This is a genomic window from Candidatus Vicinibacter affinis (genome assembly GCA_016714365.1).
Taxonomy (GTDB): Bacteria; Bacteroidota; Bacteroidia; order Chitinophagales; family Saprospiraceae; genus Vicinibacter; species Vicinibacter affinis.
The window spans coordinates 1,050,882-1,071,981 of record JADJNH010000005.1 but is presented as its reverse complement, the minus strand read 5'-3'; the positions used below and the strand labels follow the sequence as shown (position 1 = coordinate 1,071,981).

Annotated in this window: 12 protein-coding genes; 4 read left to right on the top strand and 8 right to left on the bottom strand. The window is 39.5% G+C overall.

The features are described from left to right. Positions 1–226: 226 nt before the first annotated feature. From IPJ53_04395 to IPJ53_04360, 8 genes are all read right to left on the bottom strand, one after another. A complete protein-coding gene (locus IPJ53_04395) occupies positions 227–4,099 on the bottom strand; it encodes a gliding motility-associated C-terminal domain-containing protein (protein MBK7798330.1) in 3,873 nt (1,290 codons plus the stop codon). A 255-nt stretch (positions 4,100–4,354) separates the two neighbouring features. Next, the gene (locus IPJ53_04390; protein ID MBK7798329.1) at positions 4,355–6,616 is read right to left on the bottom strand and encodes a T9SS type A sorting domain-containing protein; all 2,262 of its coding nucleotides are present in this window, start codon (positions 6,614–6,616) and stop codon (positions 4,355–4,357) included. Positions 6,617–7,820: 1,204 nt separating this feature from the next. Further along, entirely contained in the window at positions 7,821–8,351 is a 531-nt protein-coding gene (locus IPJ53_04385) for a DinB family protein (protein ID MBK7798328.1), read from the bottom strand. A gap of 28 nt (positions 8,352–8,379) precedes the next feature. Further along, complete coding sequence (locus IPJ53_04380) at positions 8,380–8,820, bottom strand: hypothetical protein (protein ID MBK7798327.1); 441 nt, start codon at positions 8,818–8,820, stop codon at positions 8,380–8,382. Between the two features lie 136 nt (positions 8,821–8,956). Beyond that, positions 8,957–11,800 (bottom strand): outer membrane beta-barrel protein, encoded by a 2,844-nt coding sequence (locus tag IPJ53_04375; protein ID MBK7798326.1) that lies wholly within the window; start codon positions 11,798–11,800, stop codon positions 8,957–8,959. 9 nt (positions 11,801–11,809) lie between these two features. Further along, positions 11,810–13,063 (bottom strand): hypothetical protein, encoded by a 1,254-nt coding sequence (locus IPJ53_04370; protein ID MBK7798325.1) that lies wholly within the window; start codon positions 13,061–13,063, stop codon positions 11,810–11,812. 10 nt (positions 13,064–13,073) lie between these two features. Then, positions 13,074–14,066 (bottom strand): HlyD family efflux transporter periplasmic adaptor subunit, encoded by a 993-nt coding sequence (locus IPJ53_04365; GenBank protein MBK7798324.1) that lies wholly within the window; start codon positions 14,064–14,066, stop codon positions 13,074–13,076. A 4-nt stretch (positions 14,067–14,070) separates the two neighbouring features. Then, a complete protein-coding gene (locus IPJ53_04360) occupies positions 14,071–14,763 on the bottom strand; it encodes a DUF4956 domain-containing protein (GenBank protein MBK7798323.1) in 693 nt (230 codons plus the stop codon). A 181-nt stretch (positions 14,764–14,944) separates the two neighbouring features. Between IPJ53_04360 and IPJ53_04355 the strand changes: the two genes are divergently transcribed. The 4 genes from IPJ53_04355 to IPJ53_04340 all read left to right on the top strand — a co-directional run bounded on the left by IPJ53_04355 (position 14,945) and on the right by IPJ53_04340 (position 20,880). Then, complete coding sequence (locus IPJ53_04355; GenBank protein ID MBK7798322.1) at positions 14,945–16,198, top strand: CinA family nicotinamide mononucleotide deamidase-related protein; 1,254 nt, start codon at positions 14,945–14,947, stop codon at positions 16,196–16,198. Between the two features lie 626 nt (positions 16,199–16,824). Continuing rightward, on the top strand, positions 16,825–18,144 hold the full coding sequence (locus IPJ53_04350; GenBank protein ID MBK7798321.1) for a 2-oxo acid dehydrogenase subunit E2: 1,320 nt from the start codon (positions 16,825–16,827) through the stop codon (positions 18,142–18,144). Between the two features lie 8 nt (positions 18,145–18,152). Then, positions 18,153–20,318 (top strand): OmpA family protein, encoded by a 2,166-nt coding sequence (locus IPJ53_04345; GenBank protein ID MBK7798320.1) that lies wholly within the window; start codon positions 18,153–18,155, stop codon positions 20,316–20,318. 7 nt (positions 20,319–20,325) lie between these two features. Then, positions 20,326–20,880, top strand: coding sequence for a methyltransferase domain-containing protein (locus IPJ53_04340; GenBank protein ID MBK7798319.1), 555 nt, complete (start codon positions 20,326–20,328; stop codon positions 20,878–20,880). Positions 20,881–21,100 lie beyond the last annotated feature (220 nt).

Here is a 21,100-nt window from a genome sequence, read left to right as displayed (position 1 = left end):
AAAAATCAAGGCTGTTTTCATTTCTTAACGCTAAAACTAAATTAAAAAGCTAAACAAAATAAACTCGCCTTAAGCAGCAATTATAGCTCTAGGCCTTACTGTCATAAATATATTTGCTTATCTGCATGCGAGCTCAAACAGTATTTTGTTCTTAGCGCTTTTTAAATCAGTTTAAGCTAAAATGAAAAAGGCCGACCTGAATTTCTTATTCGATAACTATTCGTGATTATCTCACCACCGTCACCTCTCCCTGCCAGGAGATCACCGATCCATCCTGCAGGGTCAATTGTGCATGCCACACATATACGCCCGGAATGACTGCTTTGCCCTTAAAGCTGCCGTCCCAGCCCTGCGAGGGATCATTGGCAGCGAAGTTTTCTTGTTGCCATACCTGCGATCCCCAGCGATCGTAGATCGATAATTTTGTGATCTGTGCAATGGTCGATCCATCATCGAATAATGTAAATCCATTGTTCACCCCACCTGGGTGGATTACATTCGGATAGTAGATTCCGTAATTCTTTTTGATGAGCAGATACAGGTAGTGGAGCGAATCACAACCTACCGTCGAACGGAAGGACTCTTGATACGTTCCGGACTTGTCATAGGTCTGTGCATTGACGGGCCATGTGTAGGTCGTATCTGTGATGACCGTATCCCGTTTTTCAAAATCTTCATTTATTTTAAGATCCAAACTGAGAATGGAATCACAGCCCTGATGGGTTTTGAGTGGAATGGTGTACAGGCCAGATTCTGTAAGCAATTGATTGTTGAGTGGCCACCGGTATTGTTTACATGCTTCTGCCTGTTGTGTGAATTCATACTTCGGATGGATGGTTAATTCCAAATGATAAATAGAATCACAACCTGAGCTGTTTGTATATTTTTCTGAATACATTCCGGAAGTGTCAAACTTTTTACCATTCAAATCCCAGACGTATCCATCACATCTTGTAACATTTTGTTTATAATAGTTGGAGTTGATTTTCAAATTCAGATTTACGACGGAATCACAACCCGCCGCATTGGTTAGTGGAAAGGAATAGTTTCCTGTGCTGGCCAATGTTTTACCCAGAAACATTATGCTGTCGCAAATGGTAATGGAAGTATCTTTTTTAGTAGATGAAACAATGTTTAAATCCAAAGTAATGATGCTGTCGCAGCCATATTGATTGATTGTCTGAAAAATATATTTTCCTGATTGTGTGTACGTGACATTATTCCAGAGAAAAGTCTCGCAGGCTGTTTGTTTTTGCAGCAAACTATCCGACTTATGTATGACCAAATTTAAAACTGCCGTGCTGTCACAGCCTGATGAATTAATTGTGTTGTATTGATACGTTCCACTTTGTGTATAATTTACATTGTTCCAGCTGTATTCATCGCAACTTGTACGATTGCTTACCGATTGACTTGAATTTGAAATAGTCAGTTGCAAAGTAGCAGTGCTGTCACAACCCTTTGCATTCTGTGTTTGAAAAGTATATGTACCACTTTGTGTATAAGTATTTCCATTCCATACATAGCGGTCGCAAGTTGTGTGCACCGTATTTGAACTGTTGGATTTATTGATGGTTAGTTGCAGGGTAGTGATGCTGTCGCATCCTTTGGAACTTTGTGTCGTATCCGTATAAATTCCTGATTGACTGTAATTGCGCCCGTTCCATTGATAAGCATCACAAGAAGTTTGAACAATGGTTTTATTGATCTGAGAATTTATGCTAAGATTTAATTGCACCACACTGTCACATCCGAATTGATTGACGGTGTCCAGTGTGTACATACCACTCTGGGTATAGGTTCTTCCATTCCAAACAAATGAATTACAGGTTTCGATTTGCACACGGTTTGAATCGGAATATTGAAGAGTGAGTTCCAGCGTTACGGTGCTGTCGCAGCCGAAACTATTTTTTGTTCTGTACGAATAGATTCCACCGGTATCGTAGGTTTGTCCATTCCAGCTGTATGCATCGCAAGCAGTGTGTCTGATGTTTGTTGCATTGGATGGGTGGATCGTTAGATCCAGGTTAACGATGCTGTCGCAACCAAATTGATTAATGGTATCAAAGCGATAAATGCCCGTCTGTGTCAAGGTCTGATGGTTCCAGAAGTATACATCGCAAGTTTGAATGGATTGATTGATGTAAATGGTATCAGCTGTCGTCAGATCCAATATCGTAATTAAACTATCACATCCTTTTACAGAACTTAGCTTGCGATAATACTTACCTGCATCCACGATGCTGGTATCCAAAAACATGTAAGAGGATCCCTTGCAAATCATTGCATGAATACTGTCAATCTTCGGAAGATCAATTGTACGGAAAATATTGTCCGTGTAATCACATTCTGCCTGTAGAAAATCTTCATCTCCAAAAGTGCCCGGGGTATTGCGTACCGAGTTGATCACCATAAACAGATCTGAAAGATTGCCGGCAGAAAATTTAAATTCCAGATTCAGCAAACTGTCTCCCGGATAAATGGATCTCAGCGTATAATAATGGCCGATCAAGGTTCCGGCACCGGTAGGATCACCATTAAAAAAAGAAATCGCCAGATTGGAATCTGCCGCAGCAGAAGCATCCTTGCGATTGAATAAATCAAAAGTAATGGTGTAAATTTTTGTGATGGGATCATAGTTTATGCATTGGATCTTTCCGGTAAGACTTGCGGCAGGTTTTTTAACAAAGCCATTAGAATCCACATAAGATTCTTGTTGCATGAAGTTGTTGTACTTACCATTCATGTAAGTTGCCTGATTCTTCTGTACGCGTGGCACAGTAAGGTCGTCGTTGATCTGGAGGGGATTGTAAGCGTATTGATTCCAGATGCCTCTGGCAGGCGCCCATCCTGGGAGAGAGTCGGGAGGACCGAAGATGGTAATGCGACCATAATAATCATCAGAGATGAATCCACAAGGAATACAAATTTGAGAGTGACCTGAATTGTCTAAATCAGCAACAACAGGGTTCTCTCCTAAAGTGGCTGCCAGACAAGGAATCTTTGAAATTAAACTAGGAACTGGTTTTGAACCATCGATGACAAGCAAATCCGTTTCATCACGATAGAGAATCTCTTCAATCCCATCATTATTGAAATCGAACAAAGTCAATCCATTGTGTGCGCCAGTGTCTTGAGTGTTAATCATCCATAGTGACTTAAAAGTGTTGATACCATTGTATATATAAGCTTGCAATCTGTACTCAATTGCAATAATGATAGACGGATTGCTATTTTTATTTAATTTGCTAATTGTTGCCGGACCCATTCTGATATAACCAATTGAAGTTGGTCTTGTTTGAGATAAAAGAATAGGTGTATTATTTATAATACAATAGGCATAAAGTACAGCTTGACCACTAAAACCAGGACTGGAAACCACAACATCTAAAATACCGTCACTATTTATATCAGCAATTGATGTAAAACCATCTTTATATTCTCCATTTACGACAATATTAATTGGAGTCATCGAATTTCCATTGATGCCATTTATATTGGTAATAATAACCTTGTAAATCGAATAACCTGCAGCAAGTTCTAAGTCATTGATATCTGAGTCCAATTGAGCTGCAACACTAATGGTTTTTGGAATAAAACCAACGCCTACATTGGAAAAATCAAACCCAATACCATTTACCCCGCCATCTGCTAATAAGACTCCGGTCTGAGCATTAAAAATCTTATTATTAGTGTAAATTTCTGGGATTCCATCCTGATTGAAATCAGCCAAACCTAATAATCCAACAAATTTTTCTCTTGTATGTGAATATAGATCCGTTCTTGCGTTGGACATCCATAAGGAGTCTCCATTTGAAGAATAACAAAATATCTTACCATAGATATTGTTAGAATTAGGAGAGTTGGCTTGGGCCACGAAAAAAATTTCAACATTACTGTCATTATTTACATCTGCAATAACAAAGGGACAAAAAGTTGAAGAAATAAATGGTGTAACAATCTCCTTCTTCTTTATTCCAGTCTTTGAATCAATAATTATAATATTTCTATCATTTTTTCCAGTGACTATTATTTCTGGAATGCAATCACCATCTACATCTGCAATAATTGGAGTCTGGGTGGAAGTTATCGTATCCAAACTCTCTATTTTTTTTTCAATTATAAAAGATTTACTATTGTAAGTATTTATTGTAAAACAACTATTAGTATCAAATTGAGTGCATTTTTTATTCTGAGAATAAACAAAAAAAGTTAATTGAAATAATATTATGGTATTAAATATTTTATAAAAATTCAATTTAGAATAAATCATACATTAACTCTCTGAGTCGATAGATTATAATATTAATCATAGAAGGACAATTTAATGCCCTTCTATAATTAATAAACTAAACTACTTTTTAATAAATTTTAGATAAGAATAACTTCCTTTGGAATTTTTATAGCGAATAAAGTACACCCCTGATGTATAATTAAAATCAAAATGATATTGATTAGACTTAAAACTAAACTTGGTTAAAAGTATTCCGGCACAATTAAATACTTCCAACTCAGTGTGTAATAAATCGGATAATATTACAATTTGGTCTGAAATTATTGGATTGGGAACTACAATTAATTCTGATTTGTCTTTCAATTTTATGCTTTGCTTTGCAGTACGAAATTCTAAATTGTTGCAATCCGGAAAAGGAATATAGCTCAATTCATAGCAATCTGAATTATTGCAAACAAACAACTTGATTTCCACATCTTCTGTGAATGCTCCAAGAATTCCTGATGAAGGAAAATTTCCTTGTGCAATTATATTTTGTGTAGCATGACTCCTTGCTTGATAACAAAGTTGCCCGGAGCCACCTTGTGCTAATATTTTGACAGAATAATTAGTACTTGCTTGATTACACGATACCTCTGTTACAAAAGTTTCTAGGAGACATTCAGTACTACCTGAACATGGTCTAGGCGGACAAATCACAAAGTTTGCATCACAACCTTGATTTCCATATGTAAATAGTAAATCTATGCAACTTTGACCAATATTTCCGGCTACATTAATTGTATGAGTTGAGCCAAATGAATAATTGCCATATCCAGTTATGGTATAGGATCCAGAATTTCCTGGAACAAAGACATCAAATGACCATTTATCATCTGAACTGATTGATGTGCCATTGTCATGACAAGTTATATTACTGATTTTGGTGCCATTAAATTGAGAACATTCTCCACAAAAATCTGGCGGAAGAATATTATATTCATAAGTGCAATAGCCGGCATTTATTCTTAGAATCCAACTGCCTTCTTGTATGAGTAAAGGTCCTAAATTAATTGTCCCATTTCCGGATCCTGTTTTTATAATATACTTACCAGTCTCATTTGGATAGGGATCATTTAACTCTCGTTCCATGGTCCAGTTAGTATTTGTAAAATTTGCAAGGATAACTTTTACATAATAATAATCATCAGAAAGTTGATTAGTTGTTCCATTGTTTTGGCATATACCTGTTGTTACCGTTATATTATACTTAGCATAATTTTCTGGACAAACATTAATTTTATTGCTGGTTGCTTTTAATATATAATTAGTTACGGACTTAAAGCTTAATTCTACAAAAACGTCTTTACAATTTCCATTGAGACTAGTGGAAGGAATATCAATACAGAAGGTCTTTGTGGAAGTATCTAAAGAATAAGAGTAAGTAGAAATTCCAAAAACCTTAAAGCTATCCAAAATCCAGTTTCCACAAACATAAGGTAAAGTGTAATCACCACAAATAGTTAAAGTATCGCCATTGCAACTGAAATTATCAATGCCTTGTCCAAGGTTATTCATTGGTTGATTGTAGAGAGTTGCTGAACCCAGAGCGCTTCCGGTGCATTCTTCGCAAATGCCATCAATGTAAGCATATCCGAAATGACAACCCTGACCGCAATCTGAAGAAGAGATTTCAAGGGTTGCAATGCTTCCAATTTTATCTTCTGGAATCGAAATTCTATGACACGACCAGTTTAAAACATCAATGGGATCAAAAGGACAATTATCACTAAAGTTCTGTTCGCAAGAAAGTAAATTAGCATCAAAACACAAATCACCGCCGGAAGCTAAATCACAATGAATGTTGAAATAGGGTTGTGAATTTTGATGAGAGACACCAGGATTTTCAAAAACAATAGCAAACCAAATAGTAAATTCCCTATTGGTCTGTGTAACTTTAAATCTTTTAACGATTTTATTCACATCAAAATCTGTAGTGCAATCGTCATTATGACCATAGGGATGATTTAACCTGAGTGCTTTGTTTCCAAATTTTGTCATTGGAATACCGACCAATGAATCGGTTCCGCTGGATACAATACTAAACCTGTGGAAACCGGGTAAACTAGAAGAAACCCAAGTTGAGGGTTGACCCCCAAAAGAAGGTGTACAATTGTCGCTTCCAGTTTGAAAACTGGTTACTTCTCCAAAATAATAATCAAACCCATCTTCAAACCCACCATTGTCACAGATGAGGGTATCTTGGGCACTAAGCCTTACAGTATTGCCGAACATAAAAAATATTATTTGGAAATTAAGAATTACCAACGATATAAGGATATTTAATTTGACACCCCCAGTTTTTGCTTTATGATTATTCTGAACTACATGATACGTTTTCATATGATTCAATTTTAAGAAAGTTAAAAATAAGAAAATATTGCGGATATGCTGCTATCCTTGGCCATAACTCTTTCACAAGAATATAAGGCAGATTTCCGAAATCAATCCAGCAATCGTGATTTCTGGTACACCGTTTTCATAGGCAGGGAGTTTATGAAAGTATGAACAATGATTTAATTCTACAAAGTTATTTCAACATTCTTCTCCTTTCATCAGGGAAAACACTGATTTTAGAAAATTCAGGGAATTCCTGTATTGAATTTGTAATTAGTGATGAACTTATAAATTCATCACACTTAGTTCCCCGTCATCTGTCTGAACCATGATTTTTGGGATGCATGGGATGGATGAGATCTTGATGATGAAATTTTATTAAATGTTGAGGATGTTTCAAGTTCAAACATTTGAAGAGAAAACGATAATTATTCCCAAAAATCCCATAATTCTCATAAATCCCAGTTCAGACAAAATCCACGTCAGAAGTCTAAACCACGATTTTTGGGATGCGTGAGATTAATAAGATCGAGACGATAGAATTTTATTTCATGACTAAGAATAGTACATCTTCGATCAATTCAAAAGAAAATAATATTCCTTCCCACAACTCCCAACAATCCCATAAATCACAGTTCAGACAAAATCCCCGTCATCTGTCTGAACCATGATTTTTGGGATGCATGGGATGGATGAGATCAGGAGGATGAAATTTTTTTTCATGACTAAGAATATTTCATCTGCTATCACTTCAAAATATACAATGATTTTATTCCCACAACTCCCAATAATCCCATAAATCCCAGTTCAGACAAAATTCCTGTAATCTGTCTGAACCATGATTTTTGGGATGCATGGGATTAATGAGATCGAGACGATGACATTTTATACATGGTCAAGAATATTACATCTTTGAACAATTCAAAAGAAAATAATATTCCTTCCCACAACTCCCAAAAATCCCACAACTCCCAGTTCAGACAAAATATTCATTCCCACAAATCCAAACAATCCCATAAATCCCAGTTCAGACAATATTCCCAACAATCTCATAAATCCCAGTTCAGACAAAATCCCCGTCAACTGTCTGAACCATGATTTTTGTGATGCGTGGGATTAATGAGATCAGGAGGATGGAATTTTATTTAATGACTAAGATTATTACACTACTTTATTTCTACTTAATCCTAATAAAATTTACCTGACCCGTTTAAATTTTATTTATGATCGGGTAATAACGCTCCACCAATACATTTTTATGATGAATGAAATGTCCTGCCAAGGTAAAGCCAATGGCAGGAACAGAGATGCTTGCACTAACGGTTTGTCCACTGCTTTGTAAATGATGCGTGTCAAATGATGCAAAAAGTGCAATGGTAGATTGACGCAACAAATGCATTTCGTCAAATAAATCCTCCAGATGCCGATGTGTGGCTCTGGCTTCCTTAGCATAGCCATCTTCATCAAAGCTGGGAAGCTGAATTTTCTCAGCTCTGCTGAAACACATTGCACGATAAGTAAAGACCCTTTCCGCATCAATTAAATGTTGAAGAATGTCTTTGATGGACCACTTGTCGGCAGCATATACTCTGTCTCCAATTTCATTTAGGATATTTAGATCTGCTCGGTAATATTCCGGACCATATTTATGCAATGCATCCATCAGATGCATGTCCTCCGGCACCAATTTTATGTAGCGATCAAAATATTTAGGCAATTCTTTTAAGTCAGTGTAAAGCATGTAATTTGATTTAAATCATTTAAATATTTCACTGTTCTTTGACTCCTTTGGGCGCCATTAAAAAGCCGAGAAAACAGAATAAAAAAATAAGGCCCAAACAAACAATGGGTGGCATAAATGCAAATAAAATCATGATGACGGTACCTACACCAAAAATGAATGCATTGATTCCCATGACTCCTTTAATCACAGGTGATGCAACCATGGATCTAAGCAAAAATAAATTTACCAACCCACCCAAAAAACAAATCAGAGTCATGCAAGCACTTAATGAATTAAACAATGAATACATAGTTCGCATCATTCCAAATCCCATGTCCATTTTATAATTCATCATCAGATCAAGCATCTGTTTCTCTTGTTCATTGGAGGGTTCCGGATTGTTTAAAAAACTCAATGAGTGCAGCAATCCGGTAAGCAATTGGCACACCACTGCCGCATATGCATAAAAACGAAAATTTGTCAGCATACCCTAAATTTAAACTTAAACCCAAAATTAATCAGTTTACTTTAACTGTTGCCGACTAAATTTTTCAACGGCACTCATGAGATAATTTGGAATTAAGAATATGGATATTCAACCACCCGGGACCTCGGGAAAATTACTACTGTCCCGGCCTTCTCTGGCCTCCTGACATTGCCTTGTTCTCTGTGAATCTTTTCAAATTATAAGTAAAACTCAACATCACATACTGCTGCAATACATTGGTCTTCACATCTTCGTAATAAGCCTCTCTTACATTACGGACCAAACTTATATTTTGATTCAGCAGATCAAACACACTCAACCTGAGATCTCCCGCCTGCTTGGGTAGAAACTTGTATGCAAGTGCTGCATTCCATAAGACAAAATTCTGATTCAGATCATCAGACAGTCCACTGTTGATTTGTGAATTCAAATCCGTCTGAATAACCAAACCCTTCCATATCTGCCATTGAATTTTGAATCCGGTATTTTGCGTATAGTTGGTGGTATTTTGATCAGGGGATGTAGAATTCTTAAAGTCGTTTAACAGGACGGATGCAGAAAGGGTAAAGTCAAGGGTTTTGCTGATGTTACTGGATAAAACAAATCCAAGGTTGGAGCTCAGATTTTTATTTTCGTTGATGGTTTCATTTACTTTGGAAGGACTGATGACATAACTGATACCTCCATTCAAATTTAAATTACATTTTACAGCGGTAATCGGAAAACCATAGGTTGCAAATGATCGCAAAGAAAGATAGCCATCCAGATTCACCGGACGCACCCATTGCCCGCCCCGACTTAACAACACATCCCCTAGAATTAAGGTGTCCGCAGAAGGAATAATATATTCATTTGCAATGTAATGATCCGCGAAACTGACAGACAACAGAGCAAATAAATTATTTCCTTTCATGTAATCTGACTGCTGATAGCGCATAAAAATATTGTGACGAAAATCCTGCAACAACTCAGGATTCCCACTGCTCACAGAAAGACTGTTGGCAATGGAAGCCACTTCCTGCAATTGCTGTATGGAAGGTTGGTTGGTGGATGTGCGATAATTAAATCTTAAATTCTTGCTACTTGAAAATTTCCATTGCATGGAAGCGTCCGGTAAGATATTTTGAAACCGACGATTTAAATTGAACTCTGCCGGAAAAAATTGTGCATTCTTCAATTCTGCAAATTGATACGCAGTTCCTACATTAAAATTAATAGCCTTGTACTGATAACGATAACTCAGATTTACATTGTGACTTTGATAATCTGCATTAAAAACATTGGATAAAGAAGTATCCACCAAGGTGTAAATTTCATTTTGTCCTGTGGAAAGAAAAGTCTTTTGATCGGATTCATTGTTATTGAGCACATGGGTATAACTTAACATCATCATGCTTCTTTCTCCTATGGGTTCGGTGTAACTGAGGTTGCTGTTCAGGTTGGAACCCTTGCGCTCTGTATCTTGCAATTGATCAAGGGTATCCGTGGACATAAATATCTGATCCTCCAATACAGAAAAAAGAAGATTGTTGTTGAGTCCATTATTCCAGGAAGGATTGAACTGTGCAGAGACTGTTCTCCTGGGCATTTTAAAATTATGTCTGTACAAAACCGGTAGCGAAAAATTATAGTATTCAGTCTGCAGATTATTGTTGAAGTTGTTGGTGTTCAGTAGTGACAGATTCAGGTCATTGGAAGAAAAAACAGATTGCAACGTCTTGGTATTTTGCAAGCTCATTCTCGGCGTAAATATCAATGCATTGGCGCTGTCAATTTTCCATTCTGCCCTGAAATTTGCGCGGTGGTTGGTGTTGTCAAGCCTGCTGTTATTTAATTCGCTGTAGATGAGACCTAGATTGTCAGGACTGGTAAAAATGCGAATCAGGTTGTTTTCTGCAATATTGTTGCTGTTGTTGAAAAAATAGGAACCACTGACTTCAGCATTTCCCCACTTATCAGAATAGTTCAGACCAAACGCCTTCGTGGTTACTATTCCGGTTCTTTGGTCCACCAGAAACTGATCACCCGATCCGCCGGGACCTCGTCCACCCGGGCCACGGCCTCCTCCTCCAGGTCCACCTCTTCCTGGTCCACCGCCTCGATTGCCGCTCTGACTGCCACTCAGCACACCTGCAAGATCTTCAGATGAAAAATTCTGCTCGTTGATGTTGTTGAGATTACCCAGCAGGGTAATCCTTCTTTTGTCCTTAAAAAAATTGACGGAAGCACCGGTTTTCCATCTGTCGTCCGTTCCATAACCGGCCCATGCCCGGCCGAAAGTGCCGTTCCTAAATTCAGGTTTTGTAGTGATGTTGATGGTTTTGGATCCGTTGCCGTCATCAAATCCGGTAAATAAACTCTGATCGGTCCGTCTGTCAAAAATCTGAATGCGGTCAATTACCTCAGCGGGCATGTTCCGCAAGGCGGCATTGGCATCTTCTCCGAAAAACGGCCTGCCATCCACCATTACTTGTTTGACATCTTCACCCTGTGCCTGTACTTTTCCATCGGTCACTACCACTCCAGGCAATTTGGTTACCAAATCTTCTGCATTGGCATCCGGATTGGTCTTATAGGACCTTGCATTGAATTCCGTAGTGTCTCCTTTATTTTCTACGTTTACCGCGCGGGCTTTAATTTCAATTTCCTTAAGAGTCCTGCTTTCACTTCTCAGGACAATGTCGCCAAGATTTAAAGCTGTTTCTAAAACTTCCATTTTTAGTAACTTTTCCTCATAGCCTACGTAGCTGAATTTTAAGAGGATGCTACCTGATCGACGCAATGGCAGGGTGAATTTACCATCCGGTTCTGTCTGCATACTTCTCATCACCACACTATCTGTAATACGCACAATGGAAACATTTGCGCCAGGCAATGCCAGACCCTGGTCGTCCGTGATCCGACCGTTGACTGATGGTCCGGTTTGGGCATGGGTCAACAGGGTCCACGCGCTGCACAAGAAAAGAATTAAATACTTCAAAATTAAGTTTTAGTCAAGGGTAACACCGGATCGATGCAAATGGTTAACCAAAGGGTTTGACGAAATGAGATCTGTTTCATAAAGAAATTCAATGTAGGAACCAAGAATGGCCCATTTGCTTTTTTCCAAATGAATTTTTTCTTTGATCAGACCGATCTTGAGTTCTATAATTTCGGTTGCTTTAATCGTAGCCAGCAACGATGGTGAATTTAAGAATCTGAAAAAAATATTATTGCTCAAGTTTTCTTCCTCCATTACAAAATTGCGAATCTCATTTCTCAAAGAAATCGTCTTCAGTTGATAATTCGTTTGGGTGATTTCACGGCTCACGGCTATTTTTTGTTCGAGTTCCATTTTTTGCAATTGCAGTTCGTTGAGTTTCCGGTTGGAGTTGCCACGAATTGGAATGCTGACTCCTGCACGACCTGCAAACCTTTCCTGATACACAAATGGGTCGGTGTTGTCTTCATAATTCAATTGAAGAAAAGTGCCCCAGTTTTGATTCTTTGCTTTTTCCAGTAAAATTTCCTGATGCAACAAATTCAATTCAGACTGTCTGTTGAGTTCCGTGAGTGACACTGCTTCATTTTGAAGCTTGGATTGGATCCGATTTTCCAATTCCCGTATTTGCACCAGCTCATTTTCTACCAGCGTATCCAGTTCCGGAATTTTACATTGTACCTTCAGCTTTTGGAGGACATTGTCCATAATGGTATTCCATTCATGAAGGTCGTTGGTCAATGCATAAATATTTTCTCTGGCATTCGTGAGATCTTTAATTTCAATTTTCTCTCCATGGTCCATTGCCTCAATAAGTATCTCACTCTTCATCTGATTCCAGTACAATAAAGAATCCATCCAGAATTTCATTTGTTGTGCCTCCAGATACTTCATCACAAGTTCATATCGGTCCATCAGACTTTCCTTCAGCAAAAGCTGGTATTCTGAATGATAGAGATCTGCATTCAATGCCGGTAGTTTCTTGAGTTGTCTGCGCTCAGTAAAATTATTGGTAGAAACCCTAACCCCATAAAATAGATCGTTGAAATAAAGATCCCTGTTTCCTGCTCTGAGTTCCAGTTCCTTGATAACCGGTAAACGAAATTTTTGACTGCCCGCAGCGTCAGAAAGCAAGAGCCTGCTGTTCAACACAGGATCAGACTTATAACTGGACAGTACTTGTGTCGTATTTTTTTTAATGACCGGATCACCCGCATAAAAAATGGTTGCTGCAAAAAAATAAATGATCAGGTGGAGGCCCATTCTATTTTGATTACTGAGGATTTAACTCAATTCTGATTTTCTCCCCAATGAAAAAAGGATTTTCTACGGAAAGGTCTATGTATATTTCACGACCCCAGGCTTTGATTTCGGGATTTTTTCTAAGTCTGGTAGGAAGCTCCACTATACGAGGATTGCAGTAAATAATTCTTCCGCTGTCAGTTACGGTCGGTCGCAAGGAAGACACCAGTCTCACCGTGCTTCCGGGTTCAAATTCCAGTTCTGAACTTTCCGGAATAAAGCCTCTTACTTTCAGTGGTTTTTTCGGTGTGATGGTTACTAAATTGGATTTGGAAGAAATAAAATCACCTGCTTGTAATTTAAAATCTTCCACAAAACCACTCAACGAGGCACGAACAAAAAGCAATCCGGTTTTCTCATTCAGATAATCCAGTTCGGATTGATGTTGTTGTACCAGTCCCTGATTGAGTCCGAATTTTTTTGACAATTCTCTTCCCAGAATATTTAACTTCTCAGATTTTTCCAACTCAATTTTTTCAATTTGTTTTCTAAGTCCCTCGATTTGGATTTGAAGGTCTCCTGCCTGCTGATGTCCTGCCCCCAGCAAACTTTCTTTTAGTTTATCCTGAAAACTTTGTTTGCCTTCCAGTTCTTTCAATTCGGTTTTTAATTCAGTCAGTTTGCTGTCATACTGAACCGTTGTAATGCGCTCTTCCTGCTCCAGCAATACACGATCAAAACGATCGACGCTTTTCAATTGGTCTATTTGCAACAATTGTTCTTTCAGTTTCTTATTGAGTTCTACTGCTTTCAGGACAAAAAGTGTATCACCCTTTTGCACATAACTTCCCGGTCTGATGAGTATGCTGCTGATTTGTCCATCGAGTTCAGATTGGATGATCACAGATTCTGATTCCGTGCTGCCAAAAAAACTTACCAAACTTTGACTTGTGATGTGTTGTTTGATAAAATACAAACCAATCATCGCCAACACCCAAAAAATATAAATGAGATTAAATTTCATGGGCCTATGTATTATCGATTTGTTCTTCTCCCTGACGAGACATCTTTTTTACCTGATAAGATTTTTCGTGAAGGTTGTTTATTAATTCTTCATAATCCGCCTCATTTTTTAGAATCAATTTATAATCCAGTTCGCGATAAGGTTCTTTCCCTTTCTCTGCATCGATGCGCAAATTATCTAAATCATAGCGGATGCAAAATTGATCCATGATGAGATGAAAATCTTCCATAAAAATTCCACTGTCCGATCTGACCCTCAATTCCCAAACCACATGCCTTCCGTTGTGAAAAGGAGTGAATCGCAATATGACTGCTACTGCGCAAAAAAGTATTGTCCCCAGAATCGCCACATAAAATCCGTATACCCCACAGGCAATACCCGTTCCCAAAGCGGCAAACATAAATATGATGTCTCTTGGATCCCGGAAATTGGTTCTGAACTGTATAATGGAAAGAGCTCCCAACATGCCTAGTCCCACTGCTACATTATCCCCTATAGCCTGCATGATGGTAGTAGCCACCAGAGATGACAGGATGAGGGATTGAATGTAATTGGAAGACTTGATGGTAATGTTGGAGGTGTTTTGATAGGTGATGGCCACCAAACAGGCAAGGCAAAAAGAAAGTAAAAAAGTAAACAACACCATTTCCAGGGTTGGATTCTCAATATTGGCGTAGAGTGATAAAAATTCCTGCATATAAATTCTTAAGCAATAAGTCCATTTTATGAAAAATGTAATTGCTTTCGGTTATAAAATTTAATCATAAGTTTACACAAAGTTAATATTCGTACCGACAAATGCAGGTTTACCTCCCAAACAATCACCGAGGATGTAAATGCGGGGTTTGCTTGTTAGGTTTGCACTAAAATTTAATCCAATGAAATTAGTCAGGATAGGGGTGATTAATATAGGAGATGAGCTCTTGCTTGGCCAGGTGATCGACAGCAATTCAGCCAGGATTGGACAGTTTCTTGCGCCCCTTGGCCTCAATGTTCACCGGAAATGGTGTGTGGGAGACGACGCGGAAGAAATAAAATACGCCCTCACCGAAGCCGCCCGGACGGAAGAAATAATTCTGATTACCGGTGGTTTGGGTCCCACCAGAGATGATGTCACCAAAAAGGTACTGGCTGAATATTTTGGGGTAGGAATGGTCTTCAGTGAAGAAAACTATGCACATCTCAGGAATTTGCTGGAGCCCAGAAACGTACCCATCCGGGAAGTACACCGGCAACAATGCTTTATGCCTGCCAATGCCCGGCTGCTCGAAAATAAAATGGGGACTGCAATGGGTATGTGGATGGAACACGAGGGTAAAATTTACATTGCCATGCCTGGAGTCCCCTACGAAATGGACTACATCATGATCCATGGAGTCCTGCCAGGCTTAAAAGCAAAATCATATTCCTCCAACATGTACCACCAAACCATGCATGTGGGTGGAATGGGAGAGACTGAGATAGCAGCTGTTATTGAACCACTTTTGAACAAGCTCCCTGAATACATCAGTCTCGCCTATCTTCCGGCTCTTGGAACGGTAAGGGTGCGTCTTACCGGAAATCATGAAAATGCAGCCTTGCTAAAACAGCAAATAGATGATTACCTTAATCAAATGTCGGCTAGCCTGGGAGAGAAAGTCTTTGGCTTTGGTGACAGTTCGCTTGAAAAAGCCTTGGGCGCGATGCTGCTTGAAAAGGGGCTTAAATTGGGTACTGCTGAAAGTTGTACAGGCGGAAACATTGCCCATAAAATAACCAGTGTTCCAGGCAGTTCAGCATACTTCATGGGGGGCGTCATCAGCTATACCAATGCAGTTAAAAAAACGATGCTGAACGTAAAAGATCAAACCCTTGAAAACCATGGCGCTGTTAGTGAACAAACTGTCCGCGAAATGGTAACCGGTTGCTGCGAGGCACTGAATGTGGACCTTGCGATAGCAGTGAGTGGAATAGCAGGACCGGATGGTGGAACGGACGAGTTGCCTGTAGGGACTATTTTTATTGCTGCCGGAAATGCTGATGGGATTCTCACCCGAAAACTCAAATTGGGAAAAGATCGCAGCAGAAACATCGAAACCGCCAGCATCTATGCCCTTTTGCTTGCAAGGGAGTGGATACTTTCCCCAAAGTAAGCGGTAAATTCATCTGGATGCCTTTGGTTTTACTTAGGCAAATTACTTTGGTTCTCCTTTGAAATTTATCGAGTCAAGTCAAAAATTTGGGGGAAAACCAGTTTTGCGGATACCGTTTTTCACTAAAGTTGTCCTAAATTCTATTCTATTATCATTGTTCTTTTTTGTCTTGATGCAAAAAAGAACCAAAAAAAATCAAGGCTGTTTTCATTTCTTAACGCTAAAACTGATCTAAAAAGCTAAACAAAATAAACTCGCCTTAATCATCCATAATAGCTCTTGGCCTTACTGTCATAAATTTATTTGCTTATCTGCAAGCGAGCTCAAACAGTATTTTGTTTTTAACGCTTTTTAAATCAGTTTTAGCTAAAATGAAAAAGGCCGATCTGAAATTCTCATTCGATAATTATATGAGGTATCGGAATCTATTTAATCCAACTATTATAGTTGTTTAATTTCTACGTAGACCCTATAAAATTTACCTGACCAAATTTATCCTTAAAAACCATCTGCCTAACTACCAAAAGCACTTGTGAACGCCGCCATTTTGCTTACCTTTGTCGTTGGTCGGGGATTCTGAAAAAGTGCCTAAACCACCATTGCGTTCATACAAAAATAAATCATATATGGCTCGAGTCGAACTGATTATGCCCAAAATGGGGGAAAGCATTATGGAAGCCACCATATTGAAGTGGGTAAAAAAAGAAGGAGATTCAGTAGGATTGGATGAAACCATTCTGGAAATAGCCACCGACAAGGTGGACAGCGAGATTCCTTCGCCTTCAAAGGGCGTGATAGGGAAAATCCTTTTCAAGGAAAATGACGTCGTCCCTATAGGTACCGTCATTGCTTACATCGAGACAGACGCTTCAGCCGTTGCAGCTACTCCTCCGGCAGCACCTGCAACTGAAAGCGCGCCTGCACCTGCGGCACCTGTCACAACATCTCCTGCTCCTGTAGTCAGCACCCCGGTTGTTTCGGCAGAACCCATTAAATCAGGAGAAGATAGATTTTACTCCCCTTTGGTTAAAAGCATTGCCAAAGAAGAAAATATTTCGCAAGCTCAATTGGATCAGATCACAGGCTCAGGCCTCGGTGGTAGGGTTACCAAGCGGGACATCATGGAATTCATCAGTCAGGGGAAACCTTCAACTTTGTCTGCTGCAACGGCCACACCTGTTGTAACACAAACACCCGCTGCAACCAAACCTCAACCACCGGCGGTATCCATCGGAGGCAACGTCGAAATCATCGAGATGGATCGCATGCGCAAGCTCATTGCCGATCACATGGTAATGAGTAAATCTGTCTCACCGCATGTAACTTCATTTGTGGAGATCGACATGACACCTGCTGTGTTGTGGCGTGACAAAGTGAAAGACAGTTTTCAAAAAAAATACGGCCAGAAAATTACGTTCACACCCATTTTTGTGGAAGCGGTTGCCAAAGCCATCAAGGATTTCCCTATGATCAACATCTCAGTGGACGGAACCCGTATCATCAAAAAGAATGACATCAACATCGGGATGGCGGCCGCACTTCCTTCCGGAAATTTGATCGTCCCGGTCATAAAAAATGCCGATCGTTTGAATCTGGTAGGTTTAACGTATGCTGTAAACGACCTTGCAGACCGATCCAGACAAAATAAACTTAAGCCGGAAGAAATCCAGGACGGAACTTTTACCATCACCAATGTGGGTGGATTCGGCAACATCATGGGTACGCCCATCATCAATCAACCTCAGGTGGCCATCCTGGCTACCGGTGCGATCAAGAAAAAACCCGCCGTAATAGAAACGCCGACAGGTGATACCATTGGCATCCGTCATATGATGTTCCTCTCACTTTCCTACGACCACCGTGTGGTGGACGGATCTTTGGGTGGCAAATTCCTTCGGAAAGTAGGCGACTACCTGGAGCAGTTTGACATCGACCAAAGCATCTGAATACAATTATGAACAGGCTGTTTTTTTGTGCGCTGTTGTCCTTGTTATCAGCAGGGATGCATGGACAATCCGCCTCGATTCAAACAGCCAGAAAATATTATGCAGAAAAAGATTTTTACCATGCAGGAATACTGTTTGATCAGTTATTCAACAAAGTAAAAAAAGATAAAAGCGACCTGCTGATGGCCTCCAAATGTTTTTATGAAAGCAATCAACTGGATCGGGCTTTAGAAGGATTTAATCTCCTGAGTCAATCAAAAAAATATCGAAAAGTCTCTTATCAATATCTCGCCAAAATTCATCAGTACCAAAGAAATTTTAGACAGGCAATATTTTACTACAAAAGACATCTGAGTCTGCTGGATCGTGACAACCCGGAGCGACCACAGATTTATGCCCAAATTAATCATTGCATTCACGGAATCACCATTAATAAAAAAGAACCGTTGGCCGTTGTAGAATCCATTGGTCCTGAAATCAATACTCATGAAGATGAGTTTGCTGCTTTCCCCAGTGTGAATTATCCGGGTAAATACTATTTCAGTGCCGTCAAGGACAACAACGAAGGGGGTAAGAGAAATGCAGAAGGTGCGCTGGATAAAAAGGAAGGACACTACAGAGCAGACCTGTTTGTTATTGAGGAAGCCAGAGGAAACTGGTCCTCTATGAAGGACCTGAATCCTTTACTCAACAGCAGCAAGCATGATGTGATTTTGGATTTTGCCAGGCACGGAGAGGTGATGATTTTTTTTCAGGGATGGGATGAAATAAAAGGAACTGCGAGTGTAGACACCTTTACCGGCAGCAACCGCAAATACAAATTCTCTAAATTCGAATCCATCTTTAACCCTGAGATTGGGGACAACAGTTTGTGCATCTTTCAGGATTCCATAATGATTTTCAGCAGTGCCCGCATGGGTGGTTTTGGTGGATACGATCTTTACCTCAGTGTACGCCGAAAAGACCAGTGGTCGCAGGCCTACAACCTGGGTCCGAACATCAACACTTTCTACAATGAAACTACTCCATTTTTAGCCAACGACGGCATGACGTTGTACTTTGCATCCAATAATTCCGGTACAATGGGTGGCTACGATATTTACAGAACACGATTTGGCGCTGAGGAAGGGAAGTGGCAACAGCCTAAAAACCTGGGGGTTCCCATCAACAGTGCAGGAGATGATCTTCATTTCAAACTGACAGCGGATGGTATTGCAGGCGTTTTTACTTCAGATCGTAAAGAAGACAATCAGGGAAAAAGAGATATTTACATTGCCTATTTTAAAGATGACCTTCAGGAGCAATATTATCCACCGAACGGAAGCGTGGTGACTCAGTTAATTCAATTTGCCGAACCGGTCAGAAAAAGCAAACAACTCCCTTCAAACGAGGAAATTACTTCAAGGTCCTTGCCTGTAAAAATAGAAATCAGCCTTGAGGCCCTGAGTGATCAGGGAGACGATTTCCTCAAGGACGAGCGCAACCATCTTAACCTGTCAAAAATCGTCGAGCTCATGCAAAAATATCCGGAGCTTCGATTGCGCATCACAGGCCATGCTTACGAGGACAGCCCGGAAGCTCTTAACTTATATTTTTCAATGAAAAAAGCCCGTCAGGTACAAGAGTATTTATTGAGTAAAGGCATTTCGCAAAAAAGAATGGAAGTCAGAGCAGCCGGACGTTCCTTCCCGATAGTAAAAACACAAATCAACGGAATACCCTATCCTGCTTCGCAAAAGGCCAATAAAAGAATTGACTTGCAATTACTGGAGACCGAAGAAACGGATTTACACATCAGTTATCCAAACCCGGGATTCAACGAAAGTCTGTTGGCAGGTAACGAGGAGTCAAGAGAGCGTTTTGATAAAGGACTTTTCTATGCCATCCTGTTGGGAGAATCCACCCAAGTGCTGAACCACCCTTATTTTCAATCAGGAAAAGCTTTGTTTTTTGCAGAAAGAAACCCCGGGAATGAAAAGATAAGTTACTATTGTGGATTGTTTAAAAATTTCCAGGAGGCCAAAAACTTCCTGAACCAAAACGAAGGTGAAAAAAACAACAGCATTCGTGCCTTCGTCAATGGTAAAAAACTGGAAAGAAATGAACTGATTAATTACGTGCAACAATACGACGATCTGATATTACTTATTAACGAATACAACAAAAATCAATAACAGATAAGTGGCCAAACTGGATTTTCTACGGCAGGGAATAAAAAACATGCGGACCATTGGTTCTGTGAGCAGGTCTTCCGGCTTTGTCAGCAAGACCATGCTGGACGCTGTGGACTTCACCATTGCGAAAGTGGTCGTGGAACTAGGGGCAGGAGATGGAGCCATTACAGAGCATCTGTTGAAGAGATTGCAACCCGATGCACGACTTTTGATATTTGAAGTGAATGCAGCTTTTTGCGAAGAACTGCGAAAATTACCGGATTCAAGAATCACCATCATAGAAGACTCAGCAGAACACATCGAATCTTACCTGAAAAATCTTCAGATTGAGAGCATCGATGCCGTTATTTCTGCAATTCCATTCGTGTTGTTTCCTAAAGAATTATCCATCAACATCCTCAAAGCTGTAAAATCCTGTATGAAGCAAGGCGCCAGTTTTGTTCAACTGCATTACAGTCTCTCCTTGAAAAAAATGTACGAAGAGATTTTCGGCCAGGTAAGATTTGAATTTGTACCCATCAACATTCCTCCTGCTTTTATCATCCTGTGCAAAAAGGCATAGTCGGAATCCTGATTGCGATAACTTCATTTTAAATTCCAGATAAGACAAACCGCTCATGTGTTGCAGTCTTTTCAGAAACTACTCATGACAAATAATGAACAGATAGTACTATGGTTGATTCAAGGGTATTGGCTGGAATTGCTCAAAGCAGGATAATAAAACACTACCGACAAGACTTATAGCGAAGCTTTAAAAACGTTCTTAAGCTATTTTGTAGCAA